15 protein-coding genes are annotated in these 16,230 nt (G+C 60.5%); 7 read left to right on the forward strand and 8 right to left on the reverse strand.

The window, feature by feature from the left end; all coding sequences use genetic code 11:
• The first annotated feature begins 123 nt into the window (after positions 1–123).
• Positions 124–1,227, forward strand: coding sequence for a choline metabolism transcriptional regulator GbdR (gbdR, locus tag AC07W5_RS02865; protein ID WP_494990638.1), 1,104 nt, complete (start codon positions 124–126; stop codon positions 1,225–1,227).
• A 127-nt stretch (positions 1,228–1,354) separates the two neighbouring features.
• Here the strand turns inward: gbdR and AC07W5_RS02870 are convergent, their stop codons facing one another.
• From AC07W5_RS02870 to choX, 6 genes are all read right to left on the reverse strand, one after another.
• Complete coding sequence (locus AC07W5_RS02870) at positions 1,355–1,618, reverse strand: hypothetical protein (protein WP_347902423.1); 264 nt, start codon at positions 1,616–1,618, stop codon at positions 1,355–1,357.
• A gap of 384 nt (positions 1,619–2,002) precedes the next feature.
• The gene (locus AC07W5_RS02875) at positions 2,003–3,166 is read right to left on the reverse strand and encodes a gamma-butyrobetaine dioxygenase (RefSeq protein ID WP_494990637.1); all 1,164 of its coding nucleotides are present in this window, start codon (positions 3,164–3,166) and stop codon (positions 2,003–2,005) included.
• Between the two features lie 24 nt (positions 3,167–3,190).
• Complete coding sequence (locus AC07W5_RS02880) at positions 3,191–3,667, reverse strand: thioesterase family protein (protein ID WP_494990636.1); 477 nt, start codon at positions 3,665–3,667, stop codon at positions 3,191–3,193.
• Between the two features lie 128 nt (positions 3,668–3,795).
• Positions 3,796–4,761 (reverse strand): L-carnitine dehydrogenase, encoded by a 966-nt coding sequence (locus AC07W5_RS02885; RefSeq protein WP_494990635.1) that lies wholly within the window; start codon positions 4,759–4,761, stop codon positions 3,796–3,798.
• Positions 4,762–4,903: 142 nt separating this feature from the next.
• Entirely contained in the window at positions 4,904–5,791 is an 888-nt protein-coding gene (gene cdhC, locus AC07W5_RS02890) for a 3-dehydrocarnitine:acetyl-CoA trimethylamine transferase CdhC (RefSeq protein ID WP_494990634.1), read from the reverse strand.
• Between the two features lie 101 nt (positions 5,792–5,892).
• Positions 5,893–6,837, reverse strand: a complete 945-nt coding sequence (gene choX, locus AC07W5_RS02895) for a choline ABC transporter substrate-binding protein (protein WP_495012004.1) — start codon at positions 6,835–6,837, stop codon at positions 5,893–5,895.
• Positions 6,838–7,031: 194 nt separating this feature from the next.
• Between choX and AC07W5_RS02900 the strand changes: the two genes are divergently transcribed.
• Positions 7,032–7,979, forward strand: coding sequence for a GlxA family transcriptional regulator (locus AC07W5_RS02900; protein WP_494990632.1), 948 nt, complete (start codon positions 7,032–7,034; stop codon positions 7,977–7,979).
• Between the two features lie 8 nt (positions 7,980–7,987).
• Here AC07W5_RS02900 and AC07W5_RS02905 read toward each other — a convergent pair whose 3' ends face one another.
• Together AC07W5_RS02905 and AC07W5_RS02910 are read right to left on the reverse strand one after the other, a co-directional pair.
• On the reverse strand, positions 7,988–8,410 hold the full coding sequence (locus tag AC07W5_RS02905; RefSeq protein WP_495012003.1) for a DUF3010 family protein: 423 nt from the start codon (positions 8,408–8,410) through the stop codon (positions 7,988–7,990).
• A 164-nt stretch (positions 8,411–8,574) separates the two neighbouring features.
• Positions 8,575–8,976 carry a lysozyme inhibitor LprI family protein gene (locus tag AC07W5_RS02910; protein WP_494990630.1) on the reverse strand — a complete coding sequence of 134 codons (402 nt, stop codon included), beginning with the start codon at positions 8,974–8,976 and terminating at the stop codon, positions 8,575–8,577.
• Between the two features lie 221 nt (positions 8,977–9,197).
• Between AC07W5_RS02910 and AC07W5_RS02915 the strand changes: the two genes are divergently transcribed.
• The 5 genes from AC07W5_RS02915 to etfA all read left to right on the forward strand — a co-directional run bounded on the left by AC07W5_RS02915 (position 9,198) and on the right by etfA (position 16,217).
• Positions 9,198–10,175: a dipeptidase gene (locus tag AC07W5_RS02915; RefSeq protein WP_123426508.1), complete on the forward strand. Its 978-nt coding sequence runs from the start codon at positions 9,198–9,200 to the stop codon at positions 10,173–10,175.
• Positions 10,176–10,253: 78 nt separating this feature from the next.
• Complete coding sequence (locus AC07W5_RS02920) at positions 10,254–10,784, forward strand: DUF5943 domain-containing protein (protein WP_007907543.1); 531 nt, start codon at positions 10,254–10,256, stop codon at positions 10,782–10,784.
• Positions 10,785–10,799: 15 nt separating this feature from the next.
• A complete protein-coding gene (gene dgcA / locus AC07W5_RS02925) occupies positions 10,800–12,860 on the forward strand; it encodes a dimethylglycine demethylation protein DgcA (protein ID WP_258698727.1) in 2,061 nt (686 codons plus the stop codon).
• A 172-nt stretch (positions 12,861–13,032) separates the two neighbouring features.
• Positions 13,033–14,997, forward strand: a complete 1,965-nt coding sequence (gene dgcB, locus AC07W5_RS02930) for a dimethylglycine demethylation protein DgcB (protein ID WP_495012001.1) — start codon at positions 13,033–13,035, stop codon at positions 14,995–14,997.
• A complete protein-coding gene (etfA, locus tag AC07W5_RS02935) occupies positions 14,997–16,217 on the forward strand; it encodes an electron transfer flavoprotein subunit alpha (protein WP_495012000.1) in 1,221 nt (406 codons plus the stop codon). The genes dgcB and etfA overlap by 1 nt, the downstream gene beginning before the upstream one ends.
• The last annotated feature ends 13 nt before the right edge of the window (positions 16,218–16,230 follow it).

Below are 16,230 nucleotides of genomic sequence, written 5' to 3' on the forward strand. Positions count from 1 at the left end.
GCATTCAACTTTAGGCATGGCAATTGCTCTGTCATAACAAAGCCCGTCTCCGCGAGAGAACGATGGCCATAACAAGAGCCTCCGCCTGAGGCCATCACCCGCTTTGTGTGAGGAGATACCGCGATGACGTCGTTCAACTCTGGAGCTCAACCCCAGAACCGTGCGCCTCAATCCATCGGCTTTTTGCTGCTGGACAATTTCACGCTTATTTCTTTGGCCTCCGCAGTAGAACCCCTGCGCATGGCCAACCAATTGTCCGGTCGCGAGCTGTATCGCTGGACGACCCTCACCGTCGACGGCGGCCAGGTCTGGGCCAGCGATGGTCTGCAAATCACCCCCGACGCCTCCATGCACAAAGCGCCCGCCCTGGACACTGTCATCGTCTGCGGCGGTGTCGGCATTCAACGCACCGTGACCCGTGAGCACGTGTCGTGGCTGCAAAGCCAGGCACGTCAGTCCCGTCGCCTCGGAGCGGTCTGCACTGGCAGCTGGGCCCTGGCCTGCGCCGGTCTGCTGGACGGCTTTGATTGCAGCGTGCACTGGGAATGCCTGGCGTCGATGCAGGAAGCTTTCCCGCGTGTCGCCATGAGCACTCGTTTGTTCACCCTCGACCGCAACCGTTTCACCAGCTCCGGCGGCACCGCGCCGCTGGACATGATGTTGCACCTGATCAGCCGTGATCACGGCCGTGAACTGTCGGCAGCGATCTCCGAGATGTTTGTCTACGAGCGCATTCGTAACGAACAGGATCACCAGCGCGTGCCGCTCAAGCACATGCTCGGCACCAACCAGCCGAAGTTGCAGGAAATCGTCGCGCTGATGGAAGCCAACCTGGAAGAGCCGATCGACCTCGACGAGCTGGCGGTGTATGTCACCGTCTCGCGGCGTCAGCTGGAGCGTCTGTTCCAGAAATACCTGCACTGTTCGCCATCGCGCTACTACCTGAAATTGCGCCTGATCCGTGCCCGGCAGTTGCTCAAGCAAACGCCGATGTCGATCATCGAAGTGGCGTCGGTCTGTGGTTTCGTCTCCACACCACACTTCTCCAAGTGCTACCGCGAATACTTCGGCATTCCGCCACGCGATGAACGCGTCGGTTCCAACACTGCACAACAAGTGGCGATGATGCCGATTCCGCAGGCACTGGTATTGGCCCCGTTGTCCGGACCGTTGTCGGCGTTGAGCCAGGCGCGTAACGAGTCGACGTTTGCTAGCGTAAGGCTCTAACAGCTGATCGTTCCCACGCTCTGCGTGGGAATGCCTCAATGGACGCTCTGCGTCCGCTTCGGCAGGGACGCGGAGCGTCCTGGGCTGCGTTCCCACGCAGAGCGTGGGAACGATCAAAGGCTTCCTGTCAGGCGCTACGGCTTTGCTGATATTGCGCCAATGCCGGCAGCAGTTGCTTGTCTATCGCCTGGCGCACAGCGGGCAGAATCGTCGCGCTGCTGGTGTACATCTGCTTGACCATGGTTCTCAGGGTCATGGCTCGTACATCGTTCAAGCCGCGTACCGCGCATTCACAGGCTTGCTCTGCAGTGGCGCCACTCGGGACTTCAAACCCAAGAGCCTTGAGCTGGCCCAACAGGTCTTCCTGGTCTATCAAATCGGCGTGCATCATGACGCTATCCTTCTTCAGGGAACATTGTCGTGGCTCGATTCTGGTAGGGGCGATGGGTGGGGGCAAGGAGGAATTGTCGCAATGGCCGCGATACCTATGAACAGGTCGTTTTCGGCTAACTTGCAGGGACGATGACTGGGCACACTGAGCCTCAGCTGACGTGTCGACGGTTTGGTCACCCTCTGCGCAAAGCTCCTCAGAAACAACCTCTGCCTCGATCTTGTCACGGCTTGATCGGGGCTTTTTTTGTCTGGGGATTGGAGAGAGGAGATCGTTCCCACGCTCTGCGTGGGAACGCCGCCATGGACGCTCTGCGTCCGCTCCGGCTGTGACGCAGAGCGTCACGGGATGCATCCCCACGCGGGAGCGTGGGAACGATCTCCTCTAGCGCTGCAACACCAATATCCGCGACAGCAATTCATCACGGTCGATGTAGCAACCCTGGAAATGCCGGGCGCCGCTGGTGGGGTCGAAGGCGTTGCGGGCGTGGAGCGTGCGGCGGTTGTCGAAGCACCACATCTCACCGGGATTGAGCCGGGTGATAAGCCTGAAACGGGCTTCGCGGGTCATGGCGATAAAGCGTCGATAGGCCTGATACAGCTTGGGCATCTGCTCGACTGATGCATCGAACGGCCCCCGCAGGAAGTTCGCCATGCGGATTTCCGACACTTGCCCCAGTGCGTCAAGGGCGATGATCGGCGCCAGGCAGCGGTAGTCGCTGTGGCGGTCCTTGTTGCGAAACTCCACAGGGATGTCGCACAGGCTGCGAAAGGCTTCCGGATCTTCCTGGCGCAAGGCTTCGGCAATGGCAAAACCGTCGACAAAAATACTCTCGCCGCCGTCCGCTTCATTGACCAGGCAATGCAGGAATTGCAGCCCCGGTTGCAGCTCGCGGGTCGGCAGGTCGCTGTGCAGCGGCAGGTTGAACGCTGTGTAAGCGTTGCTGTCGGCGTCAGCCTTGGATTGCACGTTGAACAGCACGCCGAAGTTGCTCTCGCGGATAAAGGAAATCCGCTTGGCGATCTGCGTCAGCGAGCCCGGTTCGGTGGGTAGGCCACGGATTTGAGTGAGGCCGATATCGCGCAGCGCCAAGAGCCATTGCAGCAGCGCCTTGGGATCGTCCATCACTGCTTGATACTCGAACACCGGCAGTTTCAGGTCGCTGTGCCACAGCTGGCTTTTCGGTTTGCTGGCACGACGTTCTGCCCGGGATTCGTCGTCATAAGCATGAGCCCGCAACCAGCCGGGATCGAAGCGGCTGCTGTGACCGTCCTGCCAATCGATGCACAGGCATCCGTCGGCATCGATATGGGTCAAGGAAGGTGCCAGGTCTTCGGCGACGTCGACGATTTCCAGTACCTGTTCGCGAGTCACGGTGTAGACGCAGGCCGGGCAGGGGCAGTTGTCCCGCAACCACTGATGGTGAAACGGGCTCAATCGGCCATCGGCCCATTGCACTTGAACACCGTCCGTCCGGGCTTGTACGGCGGTCAAAGCGCTGATCAACGGATAGCTGCGGAAGTCGGCAAAAGCGGCGGCGGTGTTCATGGCGCTCTCCTTGTTTTTGGTTTGTTATTTTTCCGGAGGCAGGCCGATCACCCGGCCAATGTAGGCCGGTGCTGGCAGGTCGGACTGCAGGGTGGTGATGGCCAGCAGTTTGTTCAGAACCGGTTCGCTGAAGGGGGCGGAACGTGGGCCGGCAAGGTCGACATGAAGCAACATTTGCTCATTGCCCGCCAGTTCTTGCTCTTCGCCGACCAGGTGCAGGCTGTGATAGAGATGCAGGCGTTTGCGGTCGTGGCCGATGATCTGGGTGTGTACCTCAACCTCGGCACCGAGTTTCACCTCGTGCAGGTAGTTGAGGTGCAGTTCGAGGGTGAATAGCGAGTTGCCGCTGGCTTCGCGGTTGTTGCTGTCCATGCCCAGTTGATCCATCAGCGCGTCGGTGGCGTAGCTGAAGATCAATAGATAAAACGCATCGCGTAGATGGCCGTTGTAGTCGACCCAGTCGGGGATGATTTTGGTGTTGTAGGTGGTGAGGGCAGGCATGTTTATCTCCAGACATGATCGTTCCCACGCTCTGCGTGGGAACGCCTCCTGTGACGCTCTGCGTCACGTCTTTGGGACGCGGAGCGTCCCGGGCTGCATTCCCACGCAGAGCGTGGGAACGATCGACATCACTCGCTGAAGGTCATGCCATGTTTGGCCTTGGTGGTCTTTACCGCTTCCAACACCGCCAGCAGGCAGTCATCACGATAGCGTTCCAGGGCCGAAATGCTGTGTTTGCCGAGCTGATCGCTGGTACCGTCGACCACGTCGTCGATCAGCTTGTCGGTCAGTTCCGGCGCTGGCAGATAGGTCCACGGCAGCTGCAGTGCAGGGCCGAACTGGGCCATGAAGTGCCGCATACCGGCGTCGCCACCGGCCAGGGTGTAAGTCAGGAAGGTCCCCATGAACGACCAGCGCAAACCGGCACCGAAGCGGATAGCGTCGTCGATTTCGCCGGTGGTCGCTACGCCATCGTTAACCAAATGCAGCGCTTCACGCCACAGCGCTTCGAGCAGACGGTCGGCAATGAAGCCAGGGACTTCCTTGCGCACATGCAGCGGGCGCATGCCAAGGGATTCGTAGACTTTCATCGCCGCTTGCACGGCTTCGGGTGCGGTGTTTTTGCCGCCGACCACTTCCACCAATGGCAGCAGGTACACCGGGTTGAACGGGTGACCGACCACGCAGCGTTCCGGGTGGGTCGAGCCCTCGTAGAACTCGCTCGGCAACAGACCTGAAGTGCTGGAACCGATCAGCGCATTTGGTTTGGCCGCAGCGCTGATTTTGCTGTGCAGCTCAAGTTTCAGTTCCAGGCGTTCCGGGGCACTTTCCTGGATGAAGTCGGCGTCTTTCACGCACTCTTCGATGGTCGCGACAAAGCGCAGACGATCCTGTGACGCGCCGGGTGCCAGGCCCTGTTTTTCCAGAGCGCCCCAGGCATTGGCGACGCGTTTGCGCAGAGCGGCTTCGGCACCGGGCGCCGGGTCCCAGGCCACCACATCAAGGCCATGGGCGAGGGCGCGGGAAACCCAGCCGCTGCCAATGACACCACTGCCCAGCGCGGCGAAGGTTTTGATTTCGGTGATAAAACTCATGGTGACTTCCTAAAGAGTTTGGTGATCCCCGTAGGAGCCGAGCTTGCTCGCGATAGCGGTTTTTCAGCCGCAGAAGATGTTCCGGATGTTCCGACGTCATCGCGAGCAAGCTCGGCTCCTACAAGGGAGCCGTGGGTTGGGGTTAACCGCGCTTGGTCAGGCCCATCTTCGCCCGGCCTTCGGCTGGGGTCAGAACGCGGGCACCGAGGCGGCTGAGAATTTCCGAAACGCGCTCAACCAATTGACCGTTGGTGGCCAGCACGCCGCGATCCAGCCAGAGGTTGTCTTCCAGACCGACCCGCACGTTGCCGCCGAGCAATACCGCCTGGGCGGCCATCGGCATTTGCATGCGGCCGATGCCGAACCCGGCCCAGACCGCATTGGCCGGCAGGTTGTCGACCATGGCTTTCATGGTGGTGGTGTCTGCCGGCGCGCCCCACGGGATGCCCAGGCACAGCTGGAACAGCGGGTCGTCCAGCAAACCTTCCTTGATCATCTGCTTGGCGAACCACAGGTGACCGGTGTCGAAAATTTCCAGCTCGGCCTTCACGCCCAGCTCTTGAATGCGTTTGGCGCCAGCGCGCAGCTGCGCCGGGGTGGAGACGTAAATAGTGTCGCCGTCGCCGAAGTTCAGGGTGCCGCAGTCCAGGGTGCAGATTTCCGGCAGCAACTCTTCAACGTGGGCCAGACGAGTCAGCGGGCCGACCAGATCGGTGTTCGGGCCGAATTCCATCGGATTTTCACCGGCGCCGATTTCCAGGTCGCCGCCCATGCCGGCAGTGAGGTTGACGATGATGTCGACGTCCGCTTCGCGAATGCGCTCCATCACTTCGCGGTACAGCGCCACGTCGCGACTGAACTTGCCGGTTTCAGGATCGCGCACATGGCAATGGACCACGGTGGCCCCGGCTTTGGCGGCTTCCACCGCAGCGGCGGCGATCTGTTTCGGGGTGACCGGCACGTGCGGGCTCTTGGCGGTCGTGTCGCCAGCACCGGTGAGTGCGCAGGTGATGATGACGTCGTGGTTCATGGTGCGATTTCCTTCAGGCCGTTTTTTTGGGGCGTGGTTTTTGGGCGTAGCGGGCCCGTTCGCAGCCGTCATCGGCTGCGAATCGGTGGTTCATATCGGTATTACTTGTTGGTCAGTTGCAGATTCTCGGCAGCCGGTTTGCCGTCGAAGGTGGTCACGCCTTCAAGCCAGCGTTGCTTGTCTTGCGGGTGATCCTTGATCCATTGCTTGGCCGACTCGAAAGCGTCCTTGTGGTCGAGCAGCGGCTGCATCATCCGGCTCTCGTCTTCGGCAGTGAAGGTCAGGTTGCTGAGCAAGCGGCTGACGTTCGGGCACTGGCTGGCGTAGTTCGGTGCGGTGACGGTCCAGACGGTGGCCGAGCCTTCGTTCGGGCCGAGAGCGTTTTCGCTGCCGGTGAGGTAGGTCATTTTCACGTTGACGTTCATCGGGTGCGGCGCCCAGCCGAAGAACACCACGGCTTCGTCGCGCCGCACGGCGCGATCCACCGCGGCGAGCATGCCGGCCTCGCTGGATTCGACCAGCTGGAATTTGCCCAGGCCGAACTGGTTCTTGGCGATCATTTCCTTGATCTGGGTGTTGGCGCCCGAGCCCGGTTCGATACCGTAGATCTTGCCACCCAGCTCTTTTTCGAACCTGGCGATGTCGGCAAAGGTTTTCAGGCCTTTGTCGGCGAGGTAAGTCGGTACAGCCAGGGTCGCCCGTGCATCCTTCAGGCTTGGTTCGGCCAGGACTTTGACTTGCTTGCCATCGACGAACGGCGTGATGGTCTGGGTCATCAGTGGGTTCCAGTAGCCCAGGAACATGTCCAGGCGCTGGTCGCGGATGCCGGCGAAGACAATTTGCTGGGAGGCGCTGGTTTGTTTGGTCTTGTAGCCGAGGCCGTCGAGCAGGACCTGAGTCATGGCACTGGTGGCGATCACGTCGGTCCAGTTCACTACGCCCATGCGCACGTTCTGGCACGCGGCGGGTTCGGCCGCCATGACGCCGGAGCTCAAGAAAGCGGTACCGCTGAGTGCAAGAACACAGCTGCTGATCAGTCGTTTCATGGTGGGTTCCTCGGCAGGTCGTTATTGTGGGTTCCGGTGTCTTTGTGCGCCGGTGATGCCAAGTTACGCAGCTCAAGGCGTGTGAAAACGCACAGCGGCGACCAGCTCTTGCACAGCAGCGACCTGTGGTCTTGAATGGTGCCTTGAATCGGCGTATCACGGTTCCCACGCTACCCGTCATCCGAGTGCGTTCCATGTCTCAGGATTTCTACTTCTTATTGATGCCGGGTTTTTCGGCGATCGGCTTTATCTCGGCCATCGAACCGTTGCGCGTGGCCAACAGGTTTCGTGGCGAGCTGTACCGCTGGCATGTGCTGAGCGCTGACGGCGGCGCGGTGTTGGCAAGCAATGGCATGTCGGTCAACGCCGATGCGGCGCTGGAGCCATTGAAGAAGGGCGCGACCTTATTGGTGGTGGCCGGTTTCGAACCGCTGAAGTTTGCTACCCCCGTGCTGGAGCATTGGCTGCGCCGACTCGACCACGATGGCGTGACCCTCGGTGCCATCGACACCGGCAGCTTCATACTGGCCGAAGCCGGTTTGCTCGACGGCCACCGTCTGACCCTGCACTGGGAAGCCATCGACGCCTTCAAGGAGTCTTATCCACAGCTGAGCGTGACCCAGGAACTCTTCGAAATAGACCGTCGACGTATCACCTCGGCCGGCGGCACGGCGTCCATCGACCTGATGCTCGACCTGATCGGCCAGGCCCACGGCCCGGAACTGGCGATCCAGGTGTCCGAACAATTCGTACTCGGCCGCATCCGCCCGCGCAAAGACCACCAGCGTATGCAAATCGCCACCCGCTACGGCATCAGCAACAAGAAACTGGTGCATGTGATCGGCGAAATGGAGCAGCACAGCGAGCCGCCATTGAGCACTCTGGATCTGGCCGAATCGATCAAAGTGACGCGCCGTCAGCTGGAGCGACTATTTCGCCTGCACCTCAACGACACACCGAGCAATTTCTATCTGGGTTTGCGGCTGGAGAAGGCCCGACAACTGCTGCGTCAGACCGACATGAGCGTGCTGGAGGTGAGCATTGCCTGTGGGTTTGAGTCGCCGTCGTACTTCACCCGCAGTTATCGCGCGAGGTTTGCGCAGTGTCCGCGCGAAGACCGGCGGCAGAGTGTGAAGGCGTAACAGCGGTATCAGGACGCCCCTTTCGTCAACGCCGAACACGCCGCCTTGAACGCTTCATGCTGATACTTGTTCAGCGTTGCCGGCAGGGCGAAGTCGAACTTCTTGTTCTGCGCATTGATGGTCTGCGGCGAGAGCAGGGTGACTTCGCAGTTTTCCAGTAGCTGGAATACGCCTTCGATCTTGAACGTCGTCGGGCCGCCGGCGAACTCGCCTTTTTTACTGCGCTTTTTGATAGCGACGCGTTCGATGCCGTTGTTGTGGATAAACGCGGCGACCTGTGTGGCGAAGGCTTTGACGTTGACGGCGTCATCGTCGTCTTCGAGGGCGATTTTTTTGGTGGCGATGGCGAGGTGACTCAGCACCTGATTGTCGAGGGAGGCAACCGCGATGATCGCTTCGCTGCCTTTGATTTCGATGCCGCAGATTTTCATGGGGAGACCTGGAGTGCGTTATTTGCGGTGATGGTCGCATACCTTCGAGCATCGAGCGTCGCAAAGGGTCTCACTCGCGACAAGATCGCAAGCCCAAATGAATAACAGACAAGCGGTTGTCTCTTAACCCCAGTCCAACGTCATAACGGACGCCCAGCGGTCTCTTACTCCTGCCCAACCGACTCCAGAAACTCCGACCGCTCGTCGCTCATCCGCGCCACGCAGTCGTTGTGGGCAATGGTGTAAGCCTTGCTGCCCAGCGCAGCAGGGAAGGCCTCGACCGCGCAATCGGCGTCGCGCAGCTTCAGCCACTGCTGCTGAGCGGTTTTAAGTTTGTTGGTGATGTCGTTGAGCTGGGTTTTGTTGTTGGCATAGAGCGCCTGCATGCGCTCGACCAGGTTTTTGTAGTTGTCGTTGAGCAACTGTTCGGCGGTGGTTTTGCTATAGGCCGAGCATTCCACGGTCTGTTGGTCGTTTTCCACTGCGTCGCACGGCGAGGTGTCGGCCTCTTCAGCCGCCTGTACGCCGGTCGCTATCAGTGCCAAAGCCAGGAAGATCGATTTCATTGCGTTGCCCTAAATCCAGTAATGCGACGAATTCTGGCTCAAGCGCAAGGCAAAGAACAGATCGGCTTTGGCCCTGTGTTGAGACCCTTTGTCGCGTATTGACGCTTTCGGCAATTCCCCTGTCGTTTTTGCACCCGGCTGCCACTGCCCTCAGGCATATGCTGACCCCAAAGCGCCGGCAGACGATTCGGCGCATGAATCGCTAACAAGGGGACAGCCTGATGAGCCCAGCCGAATTGCACGCCGACAGCATCGTTATCGACGGGCTGATCATTGCCAAGTGGAACCGCGAGCTGTTTGAAGACATGCGCAAGGGCGGTTTGACCGCGGCCAACTGCACCGTTTCGGTGTGGGAGGGGTTCCAGGCGACCATCAACAACATTGCCGCCAGCCAGAAGCTGATTCGCGAGAACAGCGATCTGGTGATTCCGGTCAAGACCACTGCCGACATCCGTCTCGCCAAAGAACAGGGCAAGACCGGGATCATCTTCGGCTTCCAGAACGCCCATGCGTTTGAAGACCAGATCGGCTACGTCGAGATCTTCAAGCAGCTCGGGGTTGGCGTGGTACAGATGTGCTACAACACCCAGAACCTCGTGGGCACCGGTTGCTACGAGCGTGATGGCGGGTTGTCTGGCTTTGGTCGTGAAATCGTCGCGGAAATGAACCGCGCCGGCATCATGTGCGACCTTTCCCACGTCGGCTCCAAGACGTCCGAAGAAGTCATCCTCGAATCGAAAAAACCGGTGTGCTATTCCCACTGCCTGCCGTCGGGCCTCAAAGAGCACCCGCGCAACAAATCTGATGAAGAACTGAAGTTTATTGCCGACCACGGCGGTTTTGTCGGCGTGACCATGTTCGCGCCGTTCCTCGCCAAAGGCATCGATTCGACCATCGACGACTACGCCGAAGCGATCGAATACACCATGAATATCGTTGGTGAAGACGCGATCGGTATCGGCACCGACTTCACCCAGGGCCATGGCCAGGATTTCTTCGAAATGCTGACCCACGACAAGGGCTACGCCCGTCGTCTGACCAGCTTCGGCAAGATCATCAACCCGCTGGGCATCCGCACCGTGGGCGAGTTCCCGAACCTGACCGAGACACTGCTCAAGCGCGGTCATTCCGAGCGCGTAGTGCGCAAGATCATGGGCGAAAACTGGGTCAATGTCCTCAAGGACGTTTGGGGCGAATAAGCCGTCGCACCTCTGAATCCTTTCCCGCTGCCGTCTGTGCAGCGGGCAACACAACAAATTTTCCGGAGTTAAGTTTCCATGGCCAAAATCGCCCCGCAATTGCCAATCGAAGTCGACAGCGAAACCGGTGTCTGGACCTCTGACGCCCTGCCGATGCTGTATGTGCCGCGTCACTTCTTCGTCAACAACCACATGGGCATCGAGGAAGTGCTGGGCGCTGACGCCTATGCCGAGATCCTCTACAAGGCCGGCTACAAATCCGCCTGGCACTGGTGTGAAAAAGAAGCTGAATGCCACGGCCTGGAAGGCGTTGCGGTGTTCGAGCACTACATGAAGCGCCTGTCGCAACGTGGCTGGGGCCTGTTCAAGATCCAGGACATCGACCTGGACAAAGGCACCGCCAGCGTCAAGCTCGAACACTCGGCGTTCGTCTATGTGTACGGCAAGGTCGGACGCAAGGTCGATTACATGTTCACTGGCTGGTTCGCCGGCGCCATGGACCAGATTCTTCAGGCCCGTGGCAGCTCGATCCGCACTGTGGCCGAACAGGTTTACGGTGGCTCCGAAGAAGGCCACGACGACGGCTTGTTCACCGTCAAGCCGTTGTAAGTCGAGGAACCCGCCATGGCTTTCGAAGCAATGTTTCAACCGATTCAAATCGGCAAACTGACCATCCGCAACCGCGTGCTCAGCACCGCGCATGCTGAGGTCTACGCCACCGACGGCGGCATGACCACCGATCGGTACGTCAAATATTACGAAGAGAAAGCCAAGGGCGGGATCGGCCTGGCGATTTGCGGCGGTTCTTCCAGCGTGGCCATCGACAGCCCGCAAGGCTGGTGGAAATCGGTCAACCTGGCCGACGACCGGATCATTCCGCACTTCCAGAATCTGGCCGACGCCATGCACAAGCATGGCGCCAAGATCATGATCCAGATTACCCACATGGGTCGTCGCTCGCGCTGGGATGGCGAGCATTGGCCGACCCTGCTGTCGCCGTCGGGCATCCGTGAGCCGGTGCACCGTGCGACTTGCAAAACCATCGAGCCGGAAGAAATCTGGCGGGTAATCGGCAACTACGCCAGCGCAGCGGCGCGGGCCAAGGCCGGTGGCCTGGACGGTGTTGAACTGTCGGCTGTGCACCAGCACATGATCGACCAGTTCTGGAGCCCACGGGTCAACAAACGTACCGATGAATGGGGCGGCAGCTTCGAGAACCGCATGCGTTTCGGCCTGGAAGTGATCAAGGCAGTGCGCAAGGAAGTCGGTCCGGACTTCTGTGTCGGCATTCGTATCTGCGGTGACGAATTCCACCCGGATGGTTTGTCCCATGAGGACATGAAGCAGATCGCCAAGTACTACGACGACACCGGCATGATCGACTTCATCGGCGTCGTGGGTTCGGGTTGCGACACCCACAACACCCTGGCCAACGTTATCCCCAACATGAGTTATCCACCGGAGCCGTTCCTGCACCTGGCGGCCGGTATCAAGGAAGTGGTCAAGGCTCCGGTACTGCACGCGCAGAACATCAAGGACCCGAACCAGGCGACGCGTATTCTGGAAGGCGGTTACGTCGACATGGTCGGCATGACCCGCGCTCATATCGCGGACCCGCACCTGATCGCCAAGATCAAGATGGGCCAGGTCGACCAGATCAAACAGTGTGTTGGTGCCAACTACTGCATCGACCGTCAGTACCAGGGCCTGGACGTTTTGTGCATCCAGAACGCCGCGACCTCCCGTGAATACATGGGCGTGCCGCACATCATCGAGAAGTCGACGGGTGTGAAGCGCAAGGTTGTCGTCGTCGGTGCCGGTCCTGCCGGGATGGAAGCTGCACGAGTGTCGGCCGAACGTGGCCACGACGTGACTCTGTTCGAGAAGAAAGAATTCATCGGTGGGCAGATCACTACCGCCTCGAAGGCTCCGCAACGAGACCAGATCGCCGGTATTACCCGTTGGTTCCAGCTGGAACTGGCGCGCTTGAAAGTCGACCTGCGCCTGGGCGTGGCGGCCGATGCAGCGACTATTCTCGATTTGCGTCCGGACGTGGTGGTACTCGCCGTCGGCGGTCATCCATTCCTGGAACAGAACGAACACTGGGGCGCGGCTGAAGGTTTGGTGGTCAGCAGCTGGGACATCCTCGACGGCAAGGTGGCGCCTGGCAAGAACGTGCTGGTCTACGACACCATTTGCGAGTTCACCGGGATGTCGACGGCGGACTTCCTCGCCGACAAGGGCAGCCAGGTCGAAATCGTCACTGACGACATCAAGCCGGGTGTGGCCATCGGCGGTACGTCGTTCCCGACTTACTACCGCAGCATGTACCCGAAAGAAGTGATCATGACCGGGGACATGATGCTGGAGAAGGTCTACCGCGAAGGCGACAAGCTGGTGGCGGTGCTGGAGAACGAATACACCGGCGCCAAAGAGGAGCGGGTGGTCGACCAGGTCGTGGTCGAGAACGGCGTGCGGCCGGACGAAGAAATCTACTACGCGCTGAAGGAAGGCTCGCGCAACAAAGGCCAGATGGACATCGAAGCCCTGTTCGCGATCAAGCCTCAGCCTTCGCTGAGCCAGGCGGGTGACGGCTACTTGCTGTTCCGTATCGGCGACTGCGTGGCCCAGCGCAACACCCACGCGGCGATCTACGACGCGCTGCGGTTGTGCAAGGATTTCTAAGAGCTTGTGGATAACCCTGTAGGAGCGAGCTTGCTCGCGAAGGCGGACTGACATTCAACATTGATGTCGACTGACCCACCGCTTTCGCGAGCAAGCTCGCTCCTACAAGGAGTCGAGCAAGGCATCCAGGTAGTTAGGCCTGCAAGACCTCGAGGTCTTTGGGAGCTCCACCATGTTGAACACCCTTCTTCCTATCCTGTTGTTCGCTGCCCTGGGCCTGGCTGTCCTGGGCGCGCTGCGGCGGGTGGCTATGTGGCGCCAGGGCCGAGCTTCCAGGGTCGACCTGATCGGCGGTCTGTTTGCCATACCCAAGCGCTACATGGTCGATCTGCACCATGTGGTGGCGCGGGACAAATACATCGCCAACACCCACGTCGCCACGGCCGGCGGCTTTGTGCTGGCTGCCGTACTGGCGATTTTGGTTCATGGTTTTGGCCTGCATAACCGCATCCTCGGCTACGCCTTGCTGTTCGCCTCCTTGCTGATGTTCGGCGGGGCGATCTTCGTCTACCTGCGTCGGCGCAACCCGCCGGCGCGGCTGTCGAAAGGCCCGTGGATGCGCCTGCCGAAAAGCCTGATGGCGTTTTCCATCAGCTTCTTCCTTGCGACCTTGCCGGTAGCCGGGATTCTGCCTGCGGACTTCGGCGGCTGGCTGTTGGCCGCCGTGCTCGGTCTGGGCGTGTTGTGGGGCGTGTCGGAAATGTTCCTGGGCATGACCTGGGGCGGGCCGATGAAACACGCCTTCGCCGGCGCCTTGCACCTGGCCTGGCACCGCCGCGCCGAACGCTTTGGGGGTGGTCGTTCCACCGGTTTGAAGCCGTTGGACCTCAACGATCCGAACGCACCGCTAGGCGTGGAAAAACCCAAGGATTTCACCTGGAACCAATTGCTTGGCTTTGACGCCTGCGTGCAGTGCGGTAAATGCGAAGCCGCGTGCCCGGCCTTTGCCGCTGGGCAACCGCTGAACCCGAAAAAACTGATTCAAGACATGGTGGTCGGCCTCGCTGGCGGCACCGACGCCAAATTCGCCGGTAGCCCCTATCCATCCCTTGACGGCAAGGGTAAAGCGATTGGCGAACACGGCGGCAATCCCCATCAACCGATCGTCAACGGTCTGGTGGACGCTGAAACCCTCTGGTCCTGCACCACCTGCCGCGCCTGTGTCGAGGAGTGCCCGATGATGATCGAGCATGTCGACGCCATCGTCGACATGCGTCGTCACCTGACCCTGGAAAAAGGCGCCACGCCGAACAAGGGCGCTGAAGTCCTGGAAAACCTGATCGCCACCGACAACCCTGGCGGTTTCGCCCCGGGCGGACGGATGAACTGGGCGGCGGACTTGAACCTCAGCCTGCTCAGCGAGAAGAAAACCACTGACGTGCTGTTCTGGGTAGGCGACGGTGCTTTCGACATGCGTAACCAGCGCACCTTGCGCGCCTTCGTCAAAGTGCTGAAAGCGGCCAAAGTCGACTTCGCGGTACTCGGCCTGGAAGAACGCGACAGCGGTGACGTGGCCCGGCGTCTTGGTGATGAAGCGACGTTCCAGATGCTGGCCAAACGCAACATTCAGACCTTGGCCAAGTACAGCTTCAAGCGCATCGTCACCTGTGATCCGCACAGTTTTCACGTGCTGAAAAACGAATACGGTGCCTTTGACGGCAACTATGTGGTGCAGCACCACAGCACCTACATGGCAGAAATTATCGATGCCGGCGCGCTCAACCTCGGCCAGCATAAAGGCAGCAGCGTGACCTATCACGATCCTTGCTACCTCGGCCGTTACAACGGCGAATACGAGGCCCCGCGCGAAGTGCTGCGGGCGCTGGGGATCGAGATCAAGGAAATGCAACGCTCCGGTTTCCGCTCGCGCTGCTGCGGCGGCGGTGGCGGTGCGCCGATCACTGACATTCCCGGCAAGCAACGGATCCCCGACATGCGCATGGAAGACATCCGCGAAACCGGCGCCGAGCTGGTGGCCGTGGGTTGTCCACAGTGCACCGCGATGCTTGAAGGCGTGGTCGAACCGCGACCGATGATCAAGGACATCGCCGAGCTGGTGGCTGATGCGTTGCTCGAAGACGCGGCGCCAGGCAAGCCGTCGAAGCCGGCCAAACGTGAACCTGCGGAGGTGCACTGATGAGCGACATTATCCGCCGCGACCCTCGCGCTGAATGGATCGCCCGCAACCGTCTGCACCCGCTGCACGCGGCCATGCAGCCGGTGCAACACAGCTGGATGGGGCCTAACGGCATCATTCGCAAGAATCCCCACGGCATCGGATTCATCGGTCCCAACGGTATCAAACGCATCGATCGCAGCGGCGCCCAACAGGGCGGCGCGGCCAAGCGTACGGCCACGGTTGAAGTGCAATTGCCGCTGCATCAAGTGGCACAACCGGCGTTCTACATCAGCGTCGTGCCGGATATGGTCGGCGGCCGCCTGAGCAGCCACGACCGCGACCTGCTGGGCCTGGCCCATCAGCTGGCGGGCAACGACGGCGCGGTGCTGGTCGTGGTTTTCGGCGAACACAAAGAGAACGCTTTCGCCACGGCTGGCGTCGACCGCTTGCTGGTGCTCGATGGCAGTGAGTTCAGCGGTTATGCACCGGAACAACGAGTCCAGGGCCTGCGGGCTGTGGATAACCAGTTCAACCCGCGACACTGGCTGCTGCCGGACAGCCGCAGCGGTGGAGGCGAACTGGGCCGGCGCTTTGCTGCCGCCTTGGGCGAACGCCCGGCTACGCGGGTCTGGCAGGTCAAGGGCGAGGAGTGCATCGGCCGCGCCGGTGCTGGCCTGCAGGATCTTGCACGACCAGTGGCGCGCCTGATTCTGGCGGCTGCCGAGTGCGCCGAACCTGTCAGCGAAACCCGTCACGAAGCGTTGCCGGTGGAGTTATCCACAGCGGTCGCTCGCAGCCTGTCGCGTATCGAAGACCTCGGTGCGGTGGCGGTCGATCCGGCGGCGATTCCCATGGCCGAAGCTGAGTTCATTTTCTCGGGCGGCAACGGGGTCAAGGACTGGAATCTTTTCCACAGGGCCGCTGCGGCCCTCGGTGCTACCGAAGGCGCCTCGCGAGTGGCGGTGGACGATGGCTTCATGGCCCGCGATCGTCAGGTCGGCGCCAGCGGCACCTGGGTCACGGCGCGGGTCTATGTCGCGGTGGGAATTTCCGGGGCGATCCAGCACCTGCAAGGCATCGGTGCCTGCGACAAGGTGGTGGCGATCAACCTCGATCCGGGTTGCGACATGATCAAGCGCGCTGACCTGTCGGTGATTGGCGAGAGTGCGGCGATTCTTCAAGCCTTGATCGCGGCGGTAGAGGCTTACCGCAACGAAGCCAAGCGCGATGCGGCTTAAGGGAAGGATTTAG

Source organism: Pseudomonas sp. GW821-FHT01E05, from assembly GCF_059422425.1.